We start from the raw sequence: 20,799 nt of genomic DNA, 5'->3' as shown, positions 1-20,799 counted from the left end.
GCCATTCGCTCTACCGTCGGTGACACACCGCGCCCGTCGGACTCCTTGTCGTGCGCACCTCCCACGATGTCAGGAACGGTTGATGCTCAGTCGATTTCGTCTTCGGGAGGCGACTGTCTCGGCTCTCGGCGTCGTCGTGACCGTCGTCGCCCTCGTGTCGAGCTCGGCCGCTGTGGCGTCAGCAGAAACGGAGTCGTCGATCGTCGCCGTGGACAGCGCCGGTGCGCGCCGGGACGTCGTGCAGGTTCACTCCGCGGCGATGGATCGCGATATCACCATCGACGTATTCCGGGCAGAGGTGCGCGGTGCGCCCACTCTCTACCTGCTCAACGGCGCAGCCGGTGGAGACGGCGGAAGCAGCTGGTTCGACCAGACCGACATCGCCGGTTTCTTCGGTGACAGGAACGTCAACGTCGTCGTGCCTCGGGGAGGTGCCGCCAGCTATTACACCGACTGGTTGAACGACGACCCGGTTCTGGGCCGAAACAAGTGGTCCACCTTCCTCGGTCTCGAACTCCCGCCGCTGATGAACGAACTGCTGGGTGGCAACGGCATCAATTCGGTCGCCGGTATCTCGATGGCAGGAACATCCGTCCTGCAGTTGGTGATCGCCCATCCTTCGGTGTATCGCTCGGTCGCGTCGTTCAGCGGATGTGCGCGCACATCCGACCCGGTCGGTGCGATGTACGTCAGATCCGTCGTCGAAGCCCGCGGCGGCGGATCGACCACCAACATGTGGGGACCTCCCGGTAGTGACGGCTGGGCGGCGAACGACCCCTACGTGCACGCAGAAGGTCTGCGCGGCACCGCCGTCTACATCTCTAGCGGTACCGGAGCGCCCGGCGCTTTCGATGTGCCCGGTGGACCCGGCATCGGAAGCGACTACGGCAAGCTCGCGCAGCAGCTGGCCGTCGGCGCGGTCATCGAAGCGACCACGGACAACTGTTCACGTCAGATGCAGCAGCGACTGCAGGAACTCGACATCGCCGCCACGTACAACTTCCGGCCCACCGGAACCCATTCGTGGGCCTACTGGGAACGAGATCTGCACGACGCGTGGTCGGTGATCGCGCCGTCCATGGGCCTGCCGACGGGCACCCGCTGAATCCACGACGTTCGCGCGACAACGAAGGAAACTCGATGAAACGATTCGACGCTGTCGGCACACCCGCTCTTGCCGCCACGTGGGTTCGACCCCCGTGGCCGCTCGCGGAGATCGTTCGGGCCAAGCGCGGCCGGACCGTGTCCGTTGTGCTCCCGGCGCTCGACGAGGAAGACACCGTCGCCGGCGTCGTCTCCTCGATGACTCCGCATCTGGGCGGCTTGATCGACGAGGTGGTGGTTCTGGATTCGGGGTCGACCGATCGCACAGCGCAACGGGCACGCAGTGCAGGGGCCACAGTGGTCTCGCGGGAAGAGGCGCTCCCGGGCACACCCGTTGTGCGCGGCAAGGGTGAAGTGCTGTGGCGAGGGGTGGCCGCCACCTCCGGCGACATCGTCGTGTTCGTCGATTCCGACCTGGTCGAGCCGGGCTCGCACTTCGTCCCTTCGCTGGTCGGCCCGTTGTTGATGACAGAGGGCCTGGAGCTGGTCAAGGGCTTCTACCGCCGGCCGCTGACGATCGGCGACAGCACGGACGAGGACGGCGGGGGCCGCGTCACTCAACTGACGGTGCGGCCCCTGCTGACCGCACTGGTGCCGGAACTCGCGGGAGTGTTCCAGCCGCTGGGCGGCGAATACGCCGCCACCAGGCAATTGTTGGAGTCCCTGCGGTTCGCCCCGGGCTACGGTGTCGAAATCGGTCTGTTGTTGGACACCTATCACCGGCTCGGCGCGAGCACGATCGGACAGATCGGCCTCGGGACCCGTCGGCACCGGAACCGGCCGACCTCCGAACTGGCCGTCATGAGCCGCCAGATCGTCGCCACGATGTTCTCGCGGCTCGGCCTGACCGACTCGGGAGCCGGTTTCACGACGTTCGAGACGTCCGGAAATCAGCTCTCCACGAAGATCGCACCGCTCTCACTCGTCGACCGCCCACCGTTGATCACGCTGGACCAGTACATCCGCACCGCCCGACGTCATGCGATGAGCCAGCCCGTCTGATACGAACGCACCCCCCACCGGCGAACATGGTGAGGGGTGCGAGCGTCGAACTGCGGAGCTACTTTCCGGTCTCCGCGGCGCGCAGGTCCTTGCGCAGAATCTTGCCGGCCGCGGACTTCGGGACGATGTCGATGAACTCGACACGTCGTACCTTCTTGTGCGGCGACACGCGCTCGGCGACGAAGGCGATGATGCCCTCCTCGTCGATGGTGGCACCCTGCTGGCGGACGACGAATGCCTTGGGGATTTCTTCGCCCTCGTCGTCGAGCACACCGATGACGGCGGCGTCGGCGATCTCCTCGTGCGTGAGCAGCAGAGCCTCGAGCTCGGCCGGGGGCACCTGGTAGCCCTTGTACTTGATCAGTTCCTTGAGGCGGTCGACGATGTAGACGACACCCTCGGGATCGACGACGGCGATGTCGCCGGTGTGCAGGTAACCGTCGGAGTCGAGGGTTTCCGCGGTGGCGGTGGGGTTGTTGAGGTACCCGACCATCACGTTCGGTCCCTTGACCCACAGCTCACCGGGCTTGCTCAATCCCTCTGCGGGCAGGTCGATCTCCTCGAGCGTGCCCGGGTCGACGAGCTTGTTCTCGGTGTTCGCCAGCGGCTGGCCGACCGAGCTGAGCGGCATGTCGTCGCGATCGAACGGGATGGCGTGGCTGACTGGGCTGAGCTCGCTCATGCCGTAGCCCTGACGCACGCGAGTGTTCAGCCGCTTCGCGACGGCCTTGCCGAGCTCCTCGTCCAGCGGAGCCGCACCCGAGAAGATGGTGTGCACGCTGGAGAGGTCGTACTGATCGATCAGCGGGTGCTTGGCCAGCGCGACGGCCACCGGCGGTGCGATGAACAGGTACGTCAGCTTCTGGTCCTGAATGATCCGCAGGAATTCGACGAGGTCGAACTTCGGCATCGTCACCAGATGCGCGCGCAGCTTCAGCGCGATGTTGAGCAGCACCGTCAGGCCGTAGATGTGGAAGAACGGCAGCAACGCCAGGATCGCGTCGTCGCTGTCGATACCCACGCGCGGTTCCATCTGCGCCACGTTCGCGACGAGGTTGCGGTGGGTGAGGATGACGCCCTTCGGCACACCCGTCGTACCGGAGGAGTACGGCAGCACTGCGACGTGCGTGGCCGGATCGAAGGAGACCTCGGGGGCCGGCGCGCCCTGGGTGAGCAGGTCGCGCAGATTCGGGTGGCCCTCTGCGCCGTCGAGCACGATGACGTGATCGGCGTCGAGGCCGACCTTCTCCGCAGCAGCCTTGGCCTGCGGGTACAGCGGGGAGACGGTGAACAGGAACTTCGCGCCCGAGCCGGTGAGCTGCTTGGCGATGTCCTCGGCCGTGTACAGCGCATTGATGGTCGTTGCGGTTCCGCCTGCGCGCAGGATGCCGTGCAGCACCGACGCGAACGCGGGCACGTTCGGCGAGTGGAGTCCGACGACGTCGCCGACCTCGAGTCCACGTGCAGCCAGAGCGCCTGCGATGGCGTCGATCTGACCGATGAGCGACTTGTAGGTGGTGACCGCACCCGACGTTCCGTCGATCAGTGCAGGCTTGTCGAGGTCGGACTCGGCGATCGATCCGAACAGGAAGTCGTAGACGCTGAGTTCGGGAATCTCGACATCGGGAAAGGGACTGCGGAAGCTCATGGCTCTCCTTCGAAAAACTGCGGCAACAATGACCGAACCCTACAGTGAAAGCGGTCACAACGGACAGCGACCCTACCGCTGAGTCAGGTAGTGCGGGCGCTAACTTCGCGACGCATACGGTTTACCGGCTGCGGCCGGTCCTCGGACGTGGCCCACCAGGCCCGCGACGGCGAAAATGGTCACCACGTAGGGCAACATCAGCATGAATTCGCTGGGCACGGGCGAGCCGATGATGCCCAGGACGTTCTGCAGGTTCGACGCGAATCCGAAGAGCAGTGCGGCCAACGTCGCGCGTACCGGATCCCAGCGGCCGAAGATCACGGCGGCGAGAGCGATGTAGCCGGCACCTGCCGTCATCTCCTTGCCGAACGCGCCGACGGAGCCGAGGGTGAAGTACGCACCACCGAGTCCGGCGATGGCACCGGCGAGGCAGACATTCCAGAAGCGGGTGCGTGCGACGTTGATTCCGACGGTGTCGGCAGCTTGCGGGTGTTCACCGACGGCACGCAGTCGCAGACCCCATTTGGTGTGGAACAGCCCGAAGAAGACGAGCGCCACGGCGATATACATCAGGTACACGATGAGGGTCTGTCGAAACAGCACCGGACCGACAATCGGTATCTGCGAGAGCACCGGAATGTCGATGCGCGCGAACCGGGGTGGCGAGTTCAGTGTCTCGGCGTTCTTCGTGAGCACCACCGAGTACAGGAAGCTGGTCAGTCCGACGACCAACACGTTGAGCACCACACCCACGATGACCTGGTTGACGAAATAGCGGATCGAGAACACGGCCAACAGAGACGCGGTGAGCGCCCCGGCGATCAGTGCCGCCAGTAGCGCGACGTACGTCGAACCGGTGATCGAGGCGACGACGGCGCTGACGAAAGCTCCTGCGAGCAACTGACCTTCGATGGCGATGTTGATGACGCCGACGCGTTCGGAGATCACGCCGCCCATCGCGCCGAAGATCAGTGGAGTACTCAGAGCTACTGCGCCGATGAGCAATCCGGGCACCGGGATGGTCTCGCCGTCGGCTGCCCAGGCCAGGAATCCGAACACGAACAGCACTGCGAACACGGCGAGCAGCCACAGAGGCGTCGAGCGGTACTGCGAGGCGAGCAGCGACGCGTAGGCGGTGATGACGGCCAGCAACACGACCACGACGAGACCGGTGCCGAACGACGGCACGCCCACGGCAGGCAACGCGAAGAAGTCGTCCTCCGACGCCAGCGCGAATGTGCTTGTACCCGAACCCCTCTGGACGACGAACAGCACCAGGGCGAGCAGTGTCACGACCCCGAGGATCGACGGAACCTTCCAGCTTCGACCGAGTACCGCCTCGGCGGGGGCGTCGACGGACGTGGTCACAGTGCACCCACCTTCGCGGTCTCGGCCTTCGCGAGTTTCTCTTCACCTGGTTTGGGCAATCGGAACACGGCTCGAACCAGTGGCGGTGCGGCGATGAACAACACGATCACCGACTGCACGACGAGCACGATGTCGATGGGTACGCCTTCGGCCGCCTGCATGGCGAACCCGCCGGCCTTGAACGCGCCGAACAGGATTCCCGCGAAGAACACGCCCCAGGGTTTCGATCGCCCGAGCAGTGCGACGGTGATGGCGTCGAATCCGATGCCGGCGTCGATGTCCGCACTGAAGCCCGTGGTGACGGTGCCCAGCACCTGTGCCACTCCGGCCAAGCCGACGAGCGCACCCGACAGAATCATCGCGTACAGGTAGATCCGGTTGACGTTCATACCGGCGACGCGCGAAGCGTGCGGGTTCTCGCCGACGGCGCGGAAACGGAATCCGAGGCTCGATCGCTCGAGCAGCCACCACACCGCGATCGTCACGAAGATCACCAGTACGAAACCGAGGTGCAGGCTGTAGCGGTCGCCGAAGAGCTTGGGAAACACCGCAGTCGACGCGATGGGCGCGGTCTTGGGATTGTTCGATCCCGGTGCCTGCAGAGCACCGGGAGTGCGCAGCAGGTACGCGACGAGATAGAACGCGATGTAGTTGAGCATGATGGTGACGATCACCTCGTGGGCACCGGTGCGCGCCTTGAGGAATCCGGCGATGCCGCCCCACACTGCGCCGCCCAGGACTCCGGCGAGTACGGCCACCAGCAGGTGGATCCCCGCAGGCAGGTTCACTCCGAATCCGACCCAGCCTGCGCACGCCGCGGCGATGAGCATCTGGCCTCGGCCACCGATGTTGAACATGCCGACGCGGAAGGCCAGTGCCACACCGAGTCCGGCGACGATCAGCGGAGTGGCGAAGGTCAGCGTCTCGGTCAGCGGCCGGATGCCGTTCTCGAATCCGGGACGCCGGAAGTTGTACACCGAACCCTGGAACAACGAGGAGTACGCTCCGGCAACGGAATCCCAGATCGCCTTCAGCATGTCCGAGGGACGGGAGAAGAAGTACCCGGCCGATTCCTGCACGCCCGAGTTGGTGGCGGCGATGAGCACCGCACCCACGATCAGCGCGAGGAAGACTGCGAGAACCGAGATGATGGCGCTGCCGGTGAAGATCTGCCGCAACACGACATGAGACTTCGACGGTTGCTGAGATACCGACGGCTGCTCGGCCTCACTCACTGCGCTCACCGCCCATCATCAATCCGAGTGTTTCGCGGGACGTATCCCCGGGGACGATTCCCACGATTGCTCCTCGATACATGACGGCGATGCGATCGGCCAGTGCGGCGACCTCATCCAGTTCGCTCGACACCACGATGACCGGGATCCCCGAGTCTCGGGTGGCGACGATGCGTTTGTGCACGAATTCGATGGATCCGACGTCGATTCCGCGAGTCGGCTGCGCCGCGACGAACAGTCGCAGATCGCGGCTCAGTTCTCGCGCGAGCACCACCTTCTGCTGGTTGCCACCGGAGAGGCGGCCGACGGCGGTGCCGATTCCCGGTGCGCGAACGTCGAATTCGCTGAGCTTCTCCGAGGCGAACTTGTCCAGATACTCGCGTTGCACCGCGCCGCGCCGCACGAACGGCATGCTGTTGGAGCGATCGAGCATCAGGTTCTCGGCGATGGAGAATTCGCCCACCAGTCCGTCGACGGTGCGGTCCTCGGGGACGAAGCCGACGCCTGCGTCGAGCACGTCCTGCACCGTCGACCCGACGAGTGAGTTGCCGTCGAGGCTGATCGTGCCGGATACGTTGTCCTGCAACCCGAGCAGGGCTTCGACGAACTCGGTCTGACCGTTGCCCTGCACGCCTGCGATGGCGAGGATTTCTCCCGCCGCGACTTCGAGGCTGACGTCGTCGACGGTCTTGTTGCCCTGTGCGTCGAACACCGACAGGTTCTCGATCACCAGTGCCGCATCCCCGGGCGTGGCCGGGTCCTTGGAGACGGTGAGCTGCACATCGCGTCCCACCATCAGTGCAGCGAGCTCGGTGTTGCTGGCGGTCGGCTTCGCTTCTCCGACGACCTTGCCGAGCCGGATGACGGTGATCTTGTCTGCTACTTCGCGCACTTCGCGCAGCTTGTGGGTGATGAAGACGATCGTGGTGCCCGACGCCGCGAGTTCCCGCATGATCCGCATCAGATCGTCGGTTTCCTGCGGCGTCAGGACGGCCGTCGGCTCGTCGAACACGAGCACCTTGGCCTCACGAGAGAGTGCTTTGACGATCTCGACCCGCTGCTGCACGCCGACGGGAAGGTCGTCGACGAGAGCGTCGGGATCGAGGTCGAAGCCGAACCTCGCGGATATCTCCCGCACCAGCTTCCGCGCTGCCACGAGGTCGAGTCGTCCACCGAGCGAGGTGGTTTCGTTACCGAGCACGATGTTCTCGGCAACGGTGAACACCGGAATCAGCATGAAGTGCTGATGCACCATGCCGATCCCGGCAGCCATCGCCTCGCCGGGTCCGGCGAAATTCTGCTCGACGTCGTCGAGCAGAATCTGGCCTTCCTCGGCGCGATACAGGCCGCTGAGCACGTTCATCAACGTGGACTTGCCTGCACCGTTCTCGCCGAGGAGGCAGTGGATCTCGCCGGATTCGACGCTCAGATCGATGTGGTCGTTGGCGATCAACGAGCCGAATCGTTTGGTGATACCGCGAAGTTCGAGCTTCATATCCCTTTACGACCGCTTGGTGCTACTTGGGTGCCGACGGCGACTCGACGGTGATGGACCCGTCGATGATGCCGGCCTTGATCGTGTCCAGCTCGCCCTGCAGTGCGGGGTCGACCTCGGACTCGAAGTCGTGGAACGGTGCGATACCGACTCCGTCGTTCTCGAGCGTGCCCACGTACGGGGTGTTGTCGAACGCATCGGCACCGGAGTTGGCGACGACCTCGTCGACGCTGGTCTTGAGTCCCTTGGTCACCGACGTGAGCAGCAGGTCACCGACCGAGGGGTCGGATTCGAAGACGTCGGCGTCGGCACCGATGAGGGCGACGGGACGCGAGGAGTCTCGAATGGCCTGTGCCGCACTCTGATAGATGGGACCGCCGACCGGGAAGATGACGTCCGCGTTCTGGTCGATCAGACCCTGGGCGGTGTTCTTCGCGACCTCGTTGGCGGTGAATCCACCGGTGAACGAACCGTTCTGCGAGGGCACGTCCCAGCCGATGACGCGGACTGCCTGGCCCTTCTGCTCGTTGAAGTAGTTCACGCCGTCGGCGAACCCGTCCATGAAGATGGTGACGGTCGGCAACTGGGAGCCACCGAACGTACCGACCACTCCGGTCTTGCTGTAGCTCGCGGCCGCGTAGCCGGCGAGGAATGCGGACTGCGACGCGTCGTAGGTCAGCGGCTTGACGTTCGGCAGATCGATCGTGGAGTCGTCGATGATCGCGAAGTCGATGTCGGAGTTGGCCTCGGCTGCCACCTTGGTGGCGTCGGCCAGATCGAATCCGACGGTGACGATGAGGTTGCAGCCCTGATCGACGAGGTTGTTGATGTTGGGGCCGTAGTCGGTGGGCGACGCGGACTCGACGGTGCGTGGCTCGACGCCGAGCTCTTCGGATGCTTCGGTCAAGCCCTCGAACCCGAGCTGGTTGAACGACTTGTCGTCGAATCCGCCACTGTCGGAGACCATGCAGGGCAGGAAGTCACTCGATCCGCCTCCGCCCGATCCTTCGTCTTCGGGGGCAGATCCACAGCCTGCGATCAGGGCGATGGCACCGAGCGACGCGACGCCGCCGAGTGCTGCCTTCCGCGTACTCGTGCGGGTAACGAATGACAAGATGTCCTCCAATTTAGATGTACTTCGTCTGGGTCGGGACGCTACTCGCGCGGGCGAGGGTGCGCAGGATTTCACTCAGGTGTCCTTGTTCGGCACAGCCTTGTCGGGCTCGGCCTTGTCGGGCAAGCTGCCGCCTTCACGGAGTATTCGTGCTTCGTCCTCACGCACCATCACTGCCGGCCCCGCTGCCACCACCGAGGGGTTCGGCGGAGTACCGGGCTTGAACACGTTGAAGAATACGTTGAGTACCACCGCGACGATGCTGGCGGCACTGATTCCGGAGTGGAAGATCGTGACGAACCAGTCCGGGAACTCGTCCCAGAAGTCGCTCGCGACAACAGGTATGAGGCCGAACGCCAAGGTCACGGCCACGATGACGACGTTGGAGTTGTTGTCGTAGTTCACCTTGCCGAGGGTGCGGATACCGCTGGCGGCGACGGTTCCGAACAGCGCGATTCCTGCGCCGCCGAGGACCGGAAGCGGGACGACCCCGACGACGGCCGCGAGAATCGGCGAAAGGCCCAGCAGCGCAAGCACGCCACCGCCCATCGCGACGACGAAGCGGCTCTTGATGCCGGTCATCGCAACCAGGCCGACGTTCTGCGCGAAGGCCGTGGCCGGGAAGGTGTTGAAGATCGGGGCGACGGCAGAGGACACCATGTCGGCGCGCAGGCCGTCGCCGACGCGCTTGGAGTCGACGTCGGTTCCGACCACTTCGCCGACGGCGAGGATGTCGGCGGTGGTCTCGACCATGATCACCAGGATGACGATGGTCATCGACACGATCGCGCCGATTGCGAAGATCGGTGAGCCGAAGGCGAAGGGGGTCGGGACGGCCACCACGGATGCGTCGGCGACGCCGTCGAAGTCCGTCTTGCCGACGATCAGTGCAGCGACGGTGCCGACCACGAGTCCGAGCAGGATCGACAGCCGTGACAACCCCGGAATCTTCGTCATCACCAGCACGGCGAGGAGGGTGAACATCGCCAGCCCGATGTGCCGGGATCGAGATAGTCGGGGTTCGGCGCACCGCCCACCATCTCTTGGCCGGTGATCCAGCGTGCGGCCACCGGCATCAGCGACAGTCCGATGACGGTGATGATGCTGCCGGTCACCAGCGGCGGGAAGAACCGAACGATCTTGGAGAAGAACGGAGCGATGGCCAAACCGATCAGCGCGGCGACCAAGACCGCTCCGAGCACCGTGCGCAGTCCGGTTCGTCCGTCCTCCGCGCTACCGATGATCGTGAGAACCGTCGAGACCGACGCGAACGAAATGCCCTGTACCAGCGGCAGTTGCGAGCCGAAGAACGGGATGCCGATCGTTTGCAGCACAGTGGCCACGCCACTGACGAACAGTGCGCAGGAGATCAACAGTGCTTGATCGGCCCCCGAGAGTCCGGCTGCTCCGCCGACGATGATCGGAACGGCGATGACGCCGCCGAACATCGAGAGAATGTGTTGCAGACCGTAACCGAACATCTGCAACACCGGCGGGCGAGCGTCCTCTGGCCTGGTCATGGGTGTCAGGCTAGGAACCGGACGTTACGGGCAGCGACTCCGACCTATTTCGAGCGAGTTACGCTTCGCGCTTGTCCACCAGGTGCTCGAACGCCTTCAGGTTCGCCAGCGATTCGCCGCGCGAGACACGCCACGCCCATTCGCGTTTGATGGACTCCGCGAATCCCAGCTCGAGCAGCACGTTGAAGTCGCCGTCGGCGGCCTCGAGGGTCTGCCCGAGAATGCGATCGAGTTCGTCACCGTTGACGGCGTGCAACGACATTCGGCCGACGAGGTAGATGTCGCCGACCTTGTCGATCGTGTAGTGAACCCCGTACAGGCGACGGTTGCGGCGCAGCAGGTATTTGTAGACGCCCTCGAAGTTCTCGTCGGGTTTGCGGCACACGAACGCCTCGATGCGCACCCCGTGATGCCCGACGGTCAGCATCGTCGTCGTCTTGAGTTTGCGTTCCCCTGGCAGTTCGACGGTGAAGACGTCGCCGCGCCGCGTGTAGTCCAGCTCGCGGTCCTTCAGTGCCCGGTCGATCAGTTCGGCAGTCTCGCTCATGCAGTCACAGCTCCTGATCTGCGTAGTGTCGACAGTCCTCGGACGCGTCGCGGAGAGAACTCGCTCGGTCCCTCGCCTCGGTCGAAGTGGAACTTGGCCTGCCGGTAGCTCTCGATGAGTCCGTCGGCGGTGTGCTCCCACGAGAAGTTGCGGGCGTGCCGCGGTGCTGCGGTCGCCATGTCGGCCAGAGCAATCGGGTCCGCCAGCATGGACGAGAGTGCATCCGCCCAATCCTCGGTGCGGTGGCCCTGCACCAGGCGTCCGGTCTCGCCCGATCGCACCGCCACGCCGAGTCCGCCGACGTCGGCGGCCAGGACCGGAGTTCCGCAGGCCTGGGCTTCGATGGCGACCAGGCCGAACGATTCGTTGTAGCTCGGCACGGCGACGATGTCCGCGGCGCGGTAGACCTGGGCCAGGCGCGCCGACGGTTGCGGCGGCATGAACGTCACCCGGGGACTTATCCCGAGGTTCTCGGCCAGATCGATGAGACTGTCGGGGCGATCCAATCCGCTGCCGGACGGGCCGCCGACGATGAGGATTCGCAGTGGTGTTGCCGGATTGCGCTGCAGCACTTCGGCAGCCGCGGCGATCAGCACATCGGGGGCCTTGAGCGGTTGGATGCGTCCGACGAATGCGACGATCGACTCGTCGGGATTCAACCCGAGTTCGGCGCGCGCCGCGAGCTTGTCCCCCGGATTGTATTGCGCCAGATCGGCTCCCGGTGCAACCACATCGATCGAACCCTGCTGCGCCCCGTAGATCTCGACGAGAGACTTCGCTTCCTCGGTGGTGTTGGCGATCAGTCGGTCCGCCTCGGCCACCACTTGCTGCTCACCGATCTGCCGCGCGGCCGGCTCGGGCGAGTCGCCCTGCGCCAGAGACGCGTTCTTGACGGCGGCCAGAGTGTGCGCGGTGTGCACCAGCGGCACTCCCCAGCGATCGCGCGCCAGCCAGCCGACCTGACCCGAGAGCCAGTAGTGCGAGTGCACCAGGTCGTAGTAACCGGGTTCGTGGCGAGCTTCCTCTCGCAGCACCCCGGCTGCGAATGCGCACAACTGAGTGGGCAGGTCGTGCTTGTCCAACCCCTCGAACGGGCCGGCGACGATGTTGCGCACCAGCACACCGGGAGCTGCCTCGACGACGGGAGCATCGGTCGACGCCGTCGCGCGGGTGAAGATCTCGACCTCCACGCCCCGCTTGGCCAGCTCTTTCGCGCTCTGCAGCACGTAGACGTTCATGCCGCCCGCATCACCCGTTCCCGGCTGCGCCAGCGGGGAGGTATGCAAGGACAACACAGCGACCCTGTTCAGCTGGCGTCCAGTCACTTCTTCAGTGTGCACGCCTCCACATTACGTCTCGATAACTACCCCTTCCGACGACCGGGCACACTCAGACCATCCACGAACTCGGTCACCTCGGTGAGGAAGCGCTGCGGATCGGCCACGAACGGGCCGTGGTCGACGCCATCCCAGTACGACGCCACGGCCGTGGGGATCAGTTCCGCGGTGTGCCGTCCGGCAGAGACGTCGACGACGGTGTCCTCGGTTCCGTGCAGCACGAAGGCGGGGATGTCGAGGCTGCGCAGCAGGTCGTCGTGGCCGACCGCTCGATCGAACAGGGCGGCGCGAACCCGTGGCCTCGTGGACAGCGTCAACCCGAACAACGCCTGCGCCTCCGTGCCCTTGCCTTCTGTCGGCCCGGTCAGCGCGTGCCCGAAACTCCCGAGTGCCTTGATCGCGACGCGGGGCTCCTCGGCCATCGCACCGGGGATCGCCGCTCGCATGGCCGTCCCGACGCGGCCGCCTGCCTCTCCCCTGCCGATGCTGGTGATCGCGCCGACGAGCACGATGCCCGACACCGCCCCCGTGCCGTGTTCGGCGAGGTAGTCGCAGATCACCAGTCCGCCGTACGACCACCCCAGCAACACCGCGTCGGCGGTGATCCCCTCGGCCGCGAGCACCGCGTCGACATCGCCTGCCCAGGTCTTGGAATCGTCGTAACCGGCGGACGGGGCGTCGGAGTAGCCGTGACCGCGTAGATCGACGGCGAGAACGCGGTAGCGCTCCGCCAGGTCGGCCAGCAGTCCCTCGCCCCAGCAGGCCGAGCTCTGTGCCCACCCGTGCAGCAGGACCAGCGGCCGCGCAGCAGGGTCACCGCTGACGCGGTAGACGATGTTGGCTCCGTCGATGCCGGTTGCCTGACGAACTGGTCCTGCTTCACGGGTGCTGAAATCGGGCTCGCTCATAGTAGGTGAACCTACGCCGCGGCCCTGCGCATCGAGGCGAGCGGATCGGAGTACAGGGCGCTGAGCGAGACCACGGTTGCGGCGTATTCCTGCACCTTGTCACCGAAGCCGGTCACCCGAATATCCCTGCGCGCCAACGTCGAATACGTGGCGAAGGCCTCCCCCACGTGCGGAATTCCGGCCGGGTACGCGGTGAACGCCTGGCCTCCGAGTACGACGCGGTCCGGATTGAACATGTCGCGTAGCAGCGCCACCGTCCGACCCAGAATCTGTGCCCGCTCGACGAGCAACTCCCGCGCGGCCTCCGAGCCACCCTGCGCCGCCTGGTACACCACCGCGATACTCGGGTTCGGTTGCGGTGCAACGATCCTGCGGTCGACGGCGGCTGCGACGACCGCTCGATCGCTCACGGAGGCCTCGAGGCATCCCCGATTTCCGCAGCCGCACAGCGCCGACGATCCGGTGGGGAGGTGCGCGATGGAGCCCGGACCACTCGCGGGAGTGTGCACTCGGCCGTCGATGGTCAGCGCCATGCCCGCGGTCTCGCGTGCGTAGAAGTACAGCGACGTTCCGCTGTTGCTCTGCGCCGCAACACTGTCCGACAGACGCGGGGCGAGGAGCAGCTCCGAGGCCGCCATGGCCTCGACGTGCCCGGAGACCGAGATCGGCAGTCCGAGTCCGCCGCCGATGATGCCGGCGACGCGGCCGTTCTCCCATCCCAGCCGCGGATGGTCGACGGTGCCGCTCGCAGTGTCCACGCGTCCACCGATCGCCACCCCGACCCACAGCGGGGTGCGGCGGTGCCAGCGTCCGGCGAAGGCACCGGCGCTCCGGGTGACGGAGGCCAGCGCTGCCTCCGAAGATCCGGCGGGCGTGGGTATTTCGACGGCACCGAGGATGCGTCCCCGCAGATCGCTGACGGTGATGCCGGTGACGACGGCTCCGATGTGGATGCCGATGGTCGAGAACGGTTCGTGGTTGACCTCGAACGGCACCCGCGGGCGTCCGATGGCCCCCGGTGCCGTCAGGTCTGCGCGCTCACGGAGCAGCCCGACGGCGAGCAGGGCCGACACCTGACGGTTGACGGTGGCGATGCTCGAACCGGTTGCGCGAGCAGCACGCTCGCGCGAGATGGGACCTTCGACGCAGGCCACCCGAAGTACCGACGCGGCGGGGCTGTCGGCGATCCGCAGATCGGGTGCGACGAGTTGGACGCGCGATCGAGGCCTCGCGAGAGACCGAAGAGAGGTGGGGCCGGTGTGGTGGTGCAGCGTTGAAACAGACATCCGTTGTGGTCCTCAGCGATGGCAGACCTCCGTCGTGGATGGACAACGACGAAAGAGCGAAGTGATGCAGGTCAAGGAAAGGTGCGGTGGTCGCGAAGAACCACGACACGCGAATCGACTGTCTGCAGCTCGAAACAGGGAGCTAGAGACGGATTCCTTGGCCGGGACAACACAGTTCCCGAGGAAGCGGCAAGCGAGAACCGAGGGATGCGGTCACATAGGTGACCCGCATCGCGGTGGTCTCACTGGCGGACATGAGTCCAAAATTAGCATCCTCGCGTCCGAAGTCCAATCGGGCATCGGAAAGCACGGGGTACGCCGGGCATAGAATTTCACCATGACCACGTCCGAACACATTTCCCCCGATGCCCGAATCGCCGTCGTCACCGGAGCGAGCTCCGGCATCGGCGCAGCCACCGCCCGCCAACTCGCCGCCGACGGATTCCACGTCGTGATCGGAGCCCGCCGCCTCGACCGGCTCGAGGAGTTGGCGTCGGAGATCGGCGGCACTGCCCTGGAACTCGATGTGACGGACGAGGATTCGGTCGCTGCCTTCACCGCGGTCATTCCCCGCGTCGACGTGTTGATCAACAACGCCGGTGGCGCGAAGGGCTTGGCCCCGGTGATCGACGCCGACCTCGACGACTGGCGCTGGATGTGGGAGACCAACGTGCTCGGTACATTGCGGGTGACGAAGTCGTTGCTGCCCAAGCTGATCCACTCCGGCGACGGCCTGATCGTCACCATCACGTCGGTTGCGGCATTCGAGGCGTACGACAACGGTTCGGGCTACACCTCGGCCAAGCACGCTCAGGCAGTGCTGCATCGGACGTTGCGCGGCGAGCTGCTGGGCAAGCCGGTGCGATTGACCGAGGTCGCGCCGGGTGCCGTGGAAACCGAGTTCTCACTCGTCCGGTTCGACGGCGACGCAGACAAGGCCGACGCGGTCTACCAGGGCATCACACCGCTCGTGGCAAGCGATATCGCCGAGGTGATCGGCTTCGTCGCATCTCGCCCGTCGCACGTCAACCTGGACCAGATCATCATCAAGCCACGTGATCAGGCCGGTCCGGGGCGCTTTTCCCGTAAGTAGTGCCTACGGCACTTGCGCTCACCCAGCGGGAACAGGTGCCGTTGTCGCAGGTGTCGTGGTCGCGGTCGCTCCGCCGGCAGGAAGTGCCGACATCGACTCCCAGGTCGACCAGTCGATGGCCCAGTCGTACAGGTCGCCGTCGGCTGCCGAGAGGTCGATGCGCGTTCCGGTGACCTCTACGGGATCGCCGTACATCGCCGTCTGGAAGTACTGCTGAGCGTCGGCGTCGGAGAGGTTGATACATCCGTTGGTGACGTTCGATGCGCCCTGCACACCGGTGGTCAGCGGATTGGCGTGGATGAATTCACCGTTGTTGGAGATGCGCACCGCCCAGCGTTCGCGGACGTTCTCGTAGAACGGCGGGTTGGACATCAGGAAGTCCTCGTGCTTCTCGGTGACGACGTGGATGCCGCTGCGGGTGACGTTGCGGTCCTCGTTGCCCTCGCCGTAGCTGACGGGAATGTCCATGATCGTCTGGCCGTCGCGGACCACCTGCATGCGGTGGCTGGTGGCGTCGGCGACGACGACCTGGCTGCGTCCGATACTAAAGTTCAGGGTGACGTCGTCGGCACCGTACGCGCCGTCGCCGTAGTTCACGCCGTAGAGCTTGGCGTTCACCGAGACCGTGGTGCCGGGTGCCCAGTAGTTGGTGGGACGCCAGTGCACGCGCGAGCCGTTGTCGTCGGGGAACCAGGCCCATGCGCCGGGGGTCGGCGGGTTGGTGGTCACCGTCAATGCCTTCTCGACGGCGGCTTTGTCGGCGATGGCCGAGTCGAACTGCAGGATGATCGGCGCGGCGATGCCGACTTCCTGGCCGTCGCCGATGTTGGTGCTCACCGACGTACGGCTGTCGGGCTCGACGGTGGTGAAGGCACCGGTGATGTCGACGGTCTTGTTGTCGCTGCCCAGGGCCGAGCCGGACCACGTGTACTGCACGCCGTAGCCGAGGGGCTCGGTGACGGCGTACGAGGTCTTGTCGGGCGAGAGCGCGCCCTGGACGACCTTGCCGTCGGGGTTGGTCAACGCCACCTGGGTGAGCGTTCCGTCGGTGACCGAGACCGAGATCGGCGCAACGGGACTGACGTCGACGGCACCTGCAACCGGGTTCTCGGTGATCTGTGCGACGGGCGCTGCCTCGGTGGTCGGGGCCGCGGCGCCCGAGCCACTCTCGCCCGATCCGACGGTGCAGCCTGCCACGAGGGCCACCAAGGCGACGAGCACGGCGATCAACCACACCGTGCGCGTCCGTTTTGTCTGTTCTACCTGCTCATGCACGTTGTCCAACGTACCTGCGTCTGCGAACTACCCCGATTTTTGGGGGCAGTCTCACAGCTTGCGCGTTCGAAGTTCGTGCCCTTTCGAGGTGAGGCAGCGGCCGGAATCGAGGCTCCAGTCCCACCCGTGCAGATTGCAGGTGAGCTTGTTCCCCTCGACGATGCCGAACTTCGTCAGGTCCGCTTTCAGGTGCGGGCAGCGACGTTGGATCTCGTAGCCGCCCATCGTGATCGTGGCCGTGTCGTCGTGCGCCTCGGAGAACCAGCCGTCGGCGTAGGCGATGCGCTCGTCGGTGAGGCATTTGAAGAACGTGTAGAGGAACTCGTTGTAGCCGCCGACGCGTCGGGCACGGAAGCGGGTGGACAGGAAGATCGAGTTGACCCAGTCCGGCTCCTGGTCGCGGATGGCGGTGCGGACCAGTTCCGGCGGGATGGTGAAGCTGTAGCGGAACCGCTCGTTCGAGATCGGTTCGCGCACAATTCGTTTCGGGAAGTCGAGCACAACGGTTTCGTCGCCCATGGTGATTCCGACGGGGTAACCGATGCCGTCGCAGATCAGATCCGTCTGCGCCATGATCGGCTCGAACAGGCCTCGCATCGGCTCGAGCAACGGCTCACCCTCGGCCGGAGCCCACGCTGCCTTCTCCGCGGCGATGACCGACGCCTGACGCTGGGCGTAGGCCTCGATGTACTCGGCCTTGCCGGTGGTGAAGATGGCCTCGGCCTCGGCCGTCGGGATCGGGTGCTCGTGCGAGATCAATTCGGAACCGTCGAACGTCGCAGCGGTGCCCGGCATCATCAGCAGGCCCTTGTCGTGCCCGTGCAGTCGCATCTGCTCGAGAAACACCATCTGGTCCGGGAACACGTTGGCCGGGTCGCCGTAGACGTCGTTGAGCGAGCGCAGCTCGTCGTCCAGGAAACACGGCGGGCCCGCCGACGGGACGACCCACGTCGAGCCGACCTGCTCGATGTACTGGCGTGCCCGATCCATCTGACGCTGACGCTTCTGGATGCCGAAATTCTTCTTCGCACGCGAAACCATGTCGTAGACCATCGGGTACCAGATCGCGCCCGAGTACTGCAGCATGTGCACGTCCACGGGACCGAAATTCTCGGTCATCACGTCCAGGTCCACCGGCCTCGCGTCGTTCATGTTGAACGCGACGGTCCTGCCGTCCGAGACGACGAGACCCGAGTCGCCGATGGGACCGTCGGCGGGCGCGCGCAGCGCGATGATCATGATGTCCAGATCGCCCTTGGGACCGGAGATCGTGTGCTTGACCGAGTCCGTCGTCTCGTAGAACTTGTGGAAGCCGAGCTTCTCGAGCTCGTGCTTGAGATCGAGCACCGGGTAGTCCGGCAGCAGCACGGTGGCGTCCTTGTTGACGTGCTCGGCCAGGTTCTTCGGGTCGAAGTGATCCTTGTGCAGGTGCGAGACGTAGAGGTAGTCGCAATCACCCAACTCGTCCCAGTCCAGGCCCGAGTTGTCGGGAAACGGGAACCAGGACGCGTAGAACGACGGGTTGACCCACGGATCGCACAGGATGCTTCCGGCGTCGGTCCGAATATGGAATCCCGCATGTCCCACGCTGGTGACCTGCACTGATTTACCTCCTACGAGCTTTCACTTGCAAAGCTCCATCGTATGCGCCGTTTCGACCGGCCCTAACCCAGAGCGCAGTTGACGAGGTCACATTCGGGCGTGAGCGTGACGCCGAACTTCTCCTGCACCCCGTCTCGCACGTGCGTGGCCAGCGCCATGATGTCCGACGCTCTCGCCCCACCCCTGTTGGTGACGGCCAACACGTGCTTGGACGACAACGCCGCGGTGCCGCGCCCGAATTCGGTGCCGTACCCGCGCGGGAAGCCCGCGTTCTGGATCAGCCAGGCAGCCGGGATCTTGGTTCCCGCGGGGTCGGGGAAGCTGGGTGCGTGCGCTGCGGCCTCGGGCACCTCGGCCAGTACCGGGTTGAGGAAGAACGATCCGACGCTCCACGTGTCGTGGTCTCCTGCGTCGAGCACCATGCCGCGTTCGCCGCGTAGAGCCAGCACGGCCGCGCGCACGTCCGGCACCGGTACGACGTCGCCGATCTGCACGTCGAGACGCTCCGACAACGCCGCGTACCGCACCGGTAGCGACTCGGTCGTCTTCTTCAGCGCGAACGTCACATCCAAGATCACGTACCGCGAGGATCGCTTGAACACCGACGACCGATGCGTTCCGAAACCGCACTGCTCCGGCGTCCACACCGCCGTCTCCTCGGTCTCACGGTCGTAGACGGTCAGGCCGTGCAGCAGCTCCGACGTCGACGCGCCGTACGCGCCGACGTTCTGGATGGGCGTCGCGCCGGTGGTTCCGGGAATGCCCGACAGCGCTTCCATGCCGGACAGACCTGCTTCGATCGTCGCCTGGACGACGGCATCCCACTCGACGCCCGCGTCGACCGTCACGATCTCGCCGTCGATGTCCAGCCGCGAACCGGTCACTCGAATCACCCGGCCGTCGAACCCGTCGTCGCCGACCACCAGGTTGGATCCGCCGCCGACGACCAGCACGTCGGTCCCCGCGCGATCCGCGTCGCGCACCAGGGAGACCAACTCGTCGCCGGTCGTCGCAACGGTGAATTCACGGGCCGGGCCACCCACGCGGATGGTGGTGAGCTCCGAAATTGCAGTAGGCACGGACTCTCACGCTACCGGTCGCGCACTGCTGTCTTCAGTCACCCGGTAACCTGCGCCTATGCCTCGCCCTATTGAGCACAGCTCGACTGTGCCCGCCTCCGCCGACAAGGTCCACGCTGCACTGACGTCCGAGCAGTACTGGAAGGACCGCATCGAGCAGATCGGCGGACCGGGCGCAAGCCTGAAGAGTGTCACCGTCGGCAACGGAACCATCGACGTCGTCATGACCCAGGCCGTCCCCGAAGAAGAGTTGCCGTCCGCGGTGACCGCCTTCAAGAAGGGCGACCTCATCATCGAACGCACCGAGAGCTGGGGACCGTTCGACGGCACCCACGCCGACGGCACGTTCGGAGCGACCGTCGAAGGCGCACCGGCCCGCATCACCGGCACCACCACCCTCGATGCCACCGGCGATGCGACGACCATCGCGCTGGCCGGCACCACCGAGGTCAAGGTCCCGATCTTCGGCGGCAAGATCGAAGCGATGATCAGCGAGCAGGTCCTCTCGCTCATCGACAACGAACAGGACTTCACCGGTAACTGGATTGCCGCGAACACGAACGGCTAACCTGGCGCACTATGGCTCGCCGAATGAACTACTCCGCCCGGTTCACCCACTCGACGCAGCAGGTCTATGCAGCGCTCTCCAGTCGCGATCACTGGGATGCGCGCATCGAGGAGATGCGTAAGTACTCGGAGAACGAGCTGAAGAGCTTCGAGGTGTCCGACGCCGGAATCGACATCGTGATGCACCACGTCATCCCGCGCACCGAACTGCCCGACATCGCGCAGACGGTGATGAAGAAAGACATGGTCATCACCCGCAACGTGCATTTCGACGCCTACGAAGAAGTCACCGCGGGCCACTACGACGCGTCGATTCCGGCCGGACCCGGCTCGCTGAAGGGCACCACCTCGCTCTTCCCCACCAACGGCGGTTCGACGCTGCGCACCTCGTCGGAGGCCAAGGTCTTCCTCCCGTTCATCGGTGGCAAGCTCGAGCAGCTCATGCTCGTCAACCTCATCGACCTGTGGCGCGGTGAGGGCGAAGTGACCGCCGACTGGCTCGAAAAGAACGCCTAGCCCTGAACACGCCGAACAGGGGTCGTTCCCCGGGCTCTGCTCCTGAAGGCGTCATCACCCGCGGCACCACCGGCATCAATCGGTTGCGTCGCAGCGACCGGTG

19 protein-coding genes are annotated in these 20,799 nt (G+C 65.3%); 5 read left to right on the top strand and 14 right to left on the bottom strand.

The window, feature by feature from the left end; translation table 11 throughout:
* Positions 1–82 precede the first annotated feature (82 nt).
* Both CH302_RS26110 and CH302_RS26105 read left to right on the top strand, forming a co-directional pair.
* Positions 83–1,105 carry an alpha/beta hydrolase gene (locus CH302_RS26110; protein WP_037186913.1) on the top strand — a complete coding sequence of 341 codons (1,023 nt, stop codon included), beginning with the start codon at positions 83–85 and terminating at the stop codon, positions 1,103–1,105.
* A 35-nt stretch (positions 1,106–1,140) separates the two neighbouring features.
* Positions 1,141–2,106: a glucosyl-3-phosphoglycerate synthase gene (locus CH302_RS26105; RefSeq protein WP_037188648.1), complete on the top strand. Its 966-nt coding sequence runs from the start codon at positions 1,141–1,143 to the stop codon at positions 2,104–2,106.
* Between the two features lie 58 nt (positions 2,107–2,164).
* Here the strand turns inward: CH302_RS26105 and CH302_RS26100 are convergent, their stop codons facing one another.
* From CH302_RS26100 to CH302_RS26055, 11 genes are all read right to left on the bottom strand, one after another.
* A complete protein-coding gene (locus CH302_RS26100) occupies positions 2,165–3,754 on the bottom strand; it encodes an AMP-binding protein (protein ID WP_037186911.1) in 1,590 nt (529 codons plus the stop codon).
* 99 nt (positions 3,755–3,853) lie between these two features.
* Positions 3,854–5,122: an ABC transporter permease gene (locus CH302_RS26095; protein WP_037186909.1), complete on the bottom strand. Its 1,269-nt coding sequence runs from the start codon at positions 5,120–5,122 to the stop codon at positions 3,854–3,856.
* Positions 5,119–6,366 carry an ABC transporter permease gene (locus tag CH302_RS26090; RefSeq protein WP_230596129.1) on the bottom strand — a complete coding sequence of 416 codons (1,248 nt, stop codon included), beginning with the start codon at positions 6,364–6,366 and terminating at the stop codon, positions 5,119–5,121. The genes CH302_RS26095 and CH302_RS26090 overlap by 4 nt, the downstream gene beginning before the upstream one ends.
* On the bottom strand, positions 6,350–7,852 hold the full coding sequence (locus CH302_RS26085; protein WP_037186905.1) for an ABC transporter ATP-binding protein: 1,503 nt from the start codon (positions 7,850–7,852) through the stop codon (positions 6,350–6,352). The genes CH302_RS26090 and CH302_RS26085 overlap by 17 nt, the downstream gene beginning before the upstream one ends.
* A gap of 22 nt (positions 7,853–7,874) precedes the next feature.
* Positions 7,875–8,966: a BMP family lipoprotein gene (locus tag CH302_RS26080; protein ID WP_230596128.1), complete on the bottom strand. Its 1,092-nt coding sequence runs from the start codon at positions 8,964–8,966 to the stop codon at positions 7,875–7,877.
* Between the two features lie 75 nt (positions 8,967–9,041).
* Positions 9,042–9,950, bottom strand: coding sequence for a solute carrier family 23 protein (locus tag CH302_RS30745; RefSeq protein ID WP_255139023.1), 909 nt, complete (start codon positions 9,948–9,950; stop codon positions 9,042–9,044).
* Positions 9,923–10,486 carry a solute carrier family 23 protein gene (locus CH302_RS30740; protein WP_255139022.1) on the bottom strand — a complete coding sequence of 188 codons (564 nt, stop codon included), beginning with the start codon at positions 10,484–10,486 and terminating at the stop codon, positions 9,923–9,925. The genes CH302_RS30745 and CH302_RS30740 overlap by 28 nt, the downstream gene beginning before the upstream one ends.
* Positions 10,487–10,544: 58 nt before the next feature.
* Entirely contained in the window at positions 10,545–11,033 is a 489-nt protein-coding gene (locus tag CH302_RS26070) for a YbjN domain-containing protein (protein WP_037186901.1), read from the bottom strand.
* Positions 11,030–12,358 carry a D-inositol-3-phosphate glycosyltransferase gene (gene mshA, locus CH302_RS26065; RefSeq protein WP_037186900.1) on the bottom strand — a complete coding sequence of 443 codons (1,329 nt, stop codon included), beginning with the start codon at positions 12,356–12,358 and terminating at the stop codon, positions 11,030–11,032. The genes CH302_RS26070 and mshA overlap by 4 nt, the downstream gene beginning before the upstream one ends.
* Before the next feature lie 38 nt (positions 12,359–12,396).
* Positions 12,397–13,278: an alpha/beta fold hydrolase gene (locus tag CH302_RS26060; RefSeq protein WP_052047275.1), complete on the bottom strand. Its 882-nt coding sequence runs from the start codon at positions 13,276–13,278 to the stop codon at positions 12,397–12,399.
* Positions 13,279–13,289: 11 nt separating this feature from the next.
* Complete coding sequence (locus CH302_RS26055) at positions 13,290–14,564, bottom strand: ROK family protein (RefSeq protein WP_037186898.1); 1,275 nt, start codon at positions 14,562–14,564, stop codon at positions 13,290–13,292.
* 337 nt (positions 14,565–14,901) lie between these two features.
* Here CH302_RS26055 and CH302_RS26050 point away from each other — a divergent pair, with 337 nt between their 5' ends.
* A complete protein-coding gene (locus tag CH302_RS26050) occupies positions 14,902–15,657 on the top strand; it encodes an SDR family NAD(P)-dependent oxidoreductase (protein WP_037186896.1) in 756 nt (251 codons plus the stop codon).
* Between the two features lie 18 nt (positions 15,658–15,675).
* Here CH302_RS26050 and CH302_RS26045 read toward each other — a convergent pair whose 3' ends face one another.
* The 3 genes from CH302_RS26045 to CH302_RS26035 all read right to left on the bottom strand — a co-directional run bounded on the left by CH302_RS26045 (position 15,676) and on the right by CH302_RS26035 (position 19,613).
* On the bottom strand, positions 15,676–16,932 hold the full coding sequence (locus CH302_RS26045) for a L,D-transpeptidase (RefSeq protein ID WP_052047399.1): 1,257 nt from the start codon (positions 16,930–16,932) through the stop codon (positions 15,676–15,678).
* Positions 16,933–16,983: 51 nt separating this feature from the next.
* Positions 16,984–18,534 carry an MBL fold metallo-hydrolase gene (locus CH302_RS26040; RefSeq protein ID WP_037186892.1) on the bottom strand — a complete coding sequence of 517 codons (1,551 nt, stop codon included), beginning with the start codon at positions 18,532–18,534 and terminating at the stop codon, positions 16,984–16,986.
* Between the two features lie 62 nt (positions 18,535–18,596).
* Positions 18,597–19,613, bottom strand: a complete 1,017-nt coding sequence (locus CH302_RS26035; RefSeq protein WP_037186889.1) for a UDP-N-acetylmuramate dehydrogenase — start codon at positions 19,611–19,613, stop codon at positions 18,597–18,599.
* Between the two features lie 58 nt (positions 19,614–19,671).
* Between CH302_RS26035 and CH302_RS26030 the strand changes: the two genes are divergently transcribed.
* Both CH302_RS26030 and CH302_RS26025 read left to right on the top strand, forming a co-directional pair.
* On the top strand, positions 19,672–20,181 hold the full coding sequence (locus tag CH302_RS26030; RefSeq protein ID WP_037186887.1) for a DUF2505 domain-containing protein: 510 nt from the start codon (positions 19,672–19,674) through the stop codon (positions 20,179–20,181).
* An 11-nt stretch (positions 20,182–20,192) separates the two neighbouring features.
* Entirely contained in the window at positions 20,193–20,696 is a 504-nt protein-coding gene (locus CH302_RS26025) for a DUF2505 domain-containing protein (protein ID WP_032380350.1), read from the top strand.
* Positions 20,697–20,799: the final 103 nt, after the last annotated feature.

The organism is Rhodococcus sp. 15-2388-1-1a (assembly GCF_002259145.1).
GTDB lineage: Bacteria > Actinomycetota > Actinomycetes > Mycobacteriales > Mycobacteriaceae > Rhodococcoides.
The sequence above is the reverse complement of the archived record's forward strand: the minus strand, read 5'-3'. Positions and strand labels throughout refer to the sequence as shown.

Excerpts from the sequence above, each read along its gene's own strand:
- CH302_RS26105 (WP_037188648.1), top strand. The coding sequence starts at position 1,141 with ATGAAACGATTCGACGCTGTCGGCACACCCGCTCTTGCCGCCACGTGG.
- CH302_RS26085 (WP_037186905.1), bottom strand. The coding sequence starts at position 7,852 with ATGAAGCTCGAACTTCGCGGTATCACCAAACGATTCGGCTCGTTGATC.
- CH302_RS26025 (WP_032380350.1), top strand. The coding sequence starts at position 20,193 with ATGGCTCGCCGAATGAACTACTCCGCCCGGTTCACCCACTCGACGCAG.
- CH302_RS26050 (WP_037186896.1), top strand. The coding sequence starts at position 14,902 with ATGACCACGTCCGAACACATTTCCCCCGATGCCCGAATCGCCGTCGTC.
- CH302_RS26060 (WP_052047275.1), bottom strand. The coding sequence starts at position 13,278 with ATGAGCGAGCCCGATTTCAGCACCCGTGAAGCAGGACCAGTTCGTCAG.
- CH302_RS30745 (WP_255139023.1), bottom strand. The coding sequence starts at position 9,950 with ATGTTCACCCTCCTCGCCGTGCTGGTGATGACGAAGATTCCGGGGTTG.
- CH302_RS30740 (WP_255139022.1), bottom strand. The coding sequence starts at position 10,486 with ATGACCAGGCCAGAGGACGCTCGCCCGCCGGTGTTGCAGATGTTCGGT.
- CH302_RS26070 (WP_037186901.1), bottom strand. The coding sequence starts at position 11,033 with ATGAGCGAGACTGCCGAACTGATCGACCGGGCACTGAAGGACCGCGAG.
- CH302_RS26100 (WP_037186911.1), bottom strand. The coding sequence starts at position 3,754 with ATGAGCTTCCGCAGTCCCTTTCCCGATGTCGAGATTCCCGAACTCAGC.
- CH302_RS26030 (WP_037186887.1), top strand. The coding sequence starts at position 19,672 with ATGCCTCGCCCTATTGAGCACAGCTCGACTGTGCCCGCCTCCGCCGAC.
- CH302_RS26055 (WP_037186898.1), bottom strand. The coding sequence starts at position 14,564 with ATGTCTGTTTCAACGCTGCACCACCACACCGGCCCCACCTCTCTTCGG.
- CH302_RS26110 (WP_037186913.1), top strand. The coding sequence starts at position 83 with ATGCTCAGTCGATTTCGTCTTCGGGAGGCGACTGTCTCGGCTCTCGGC.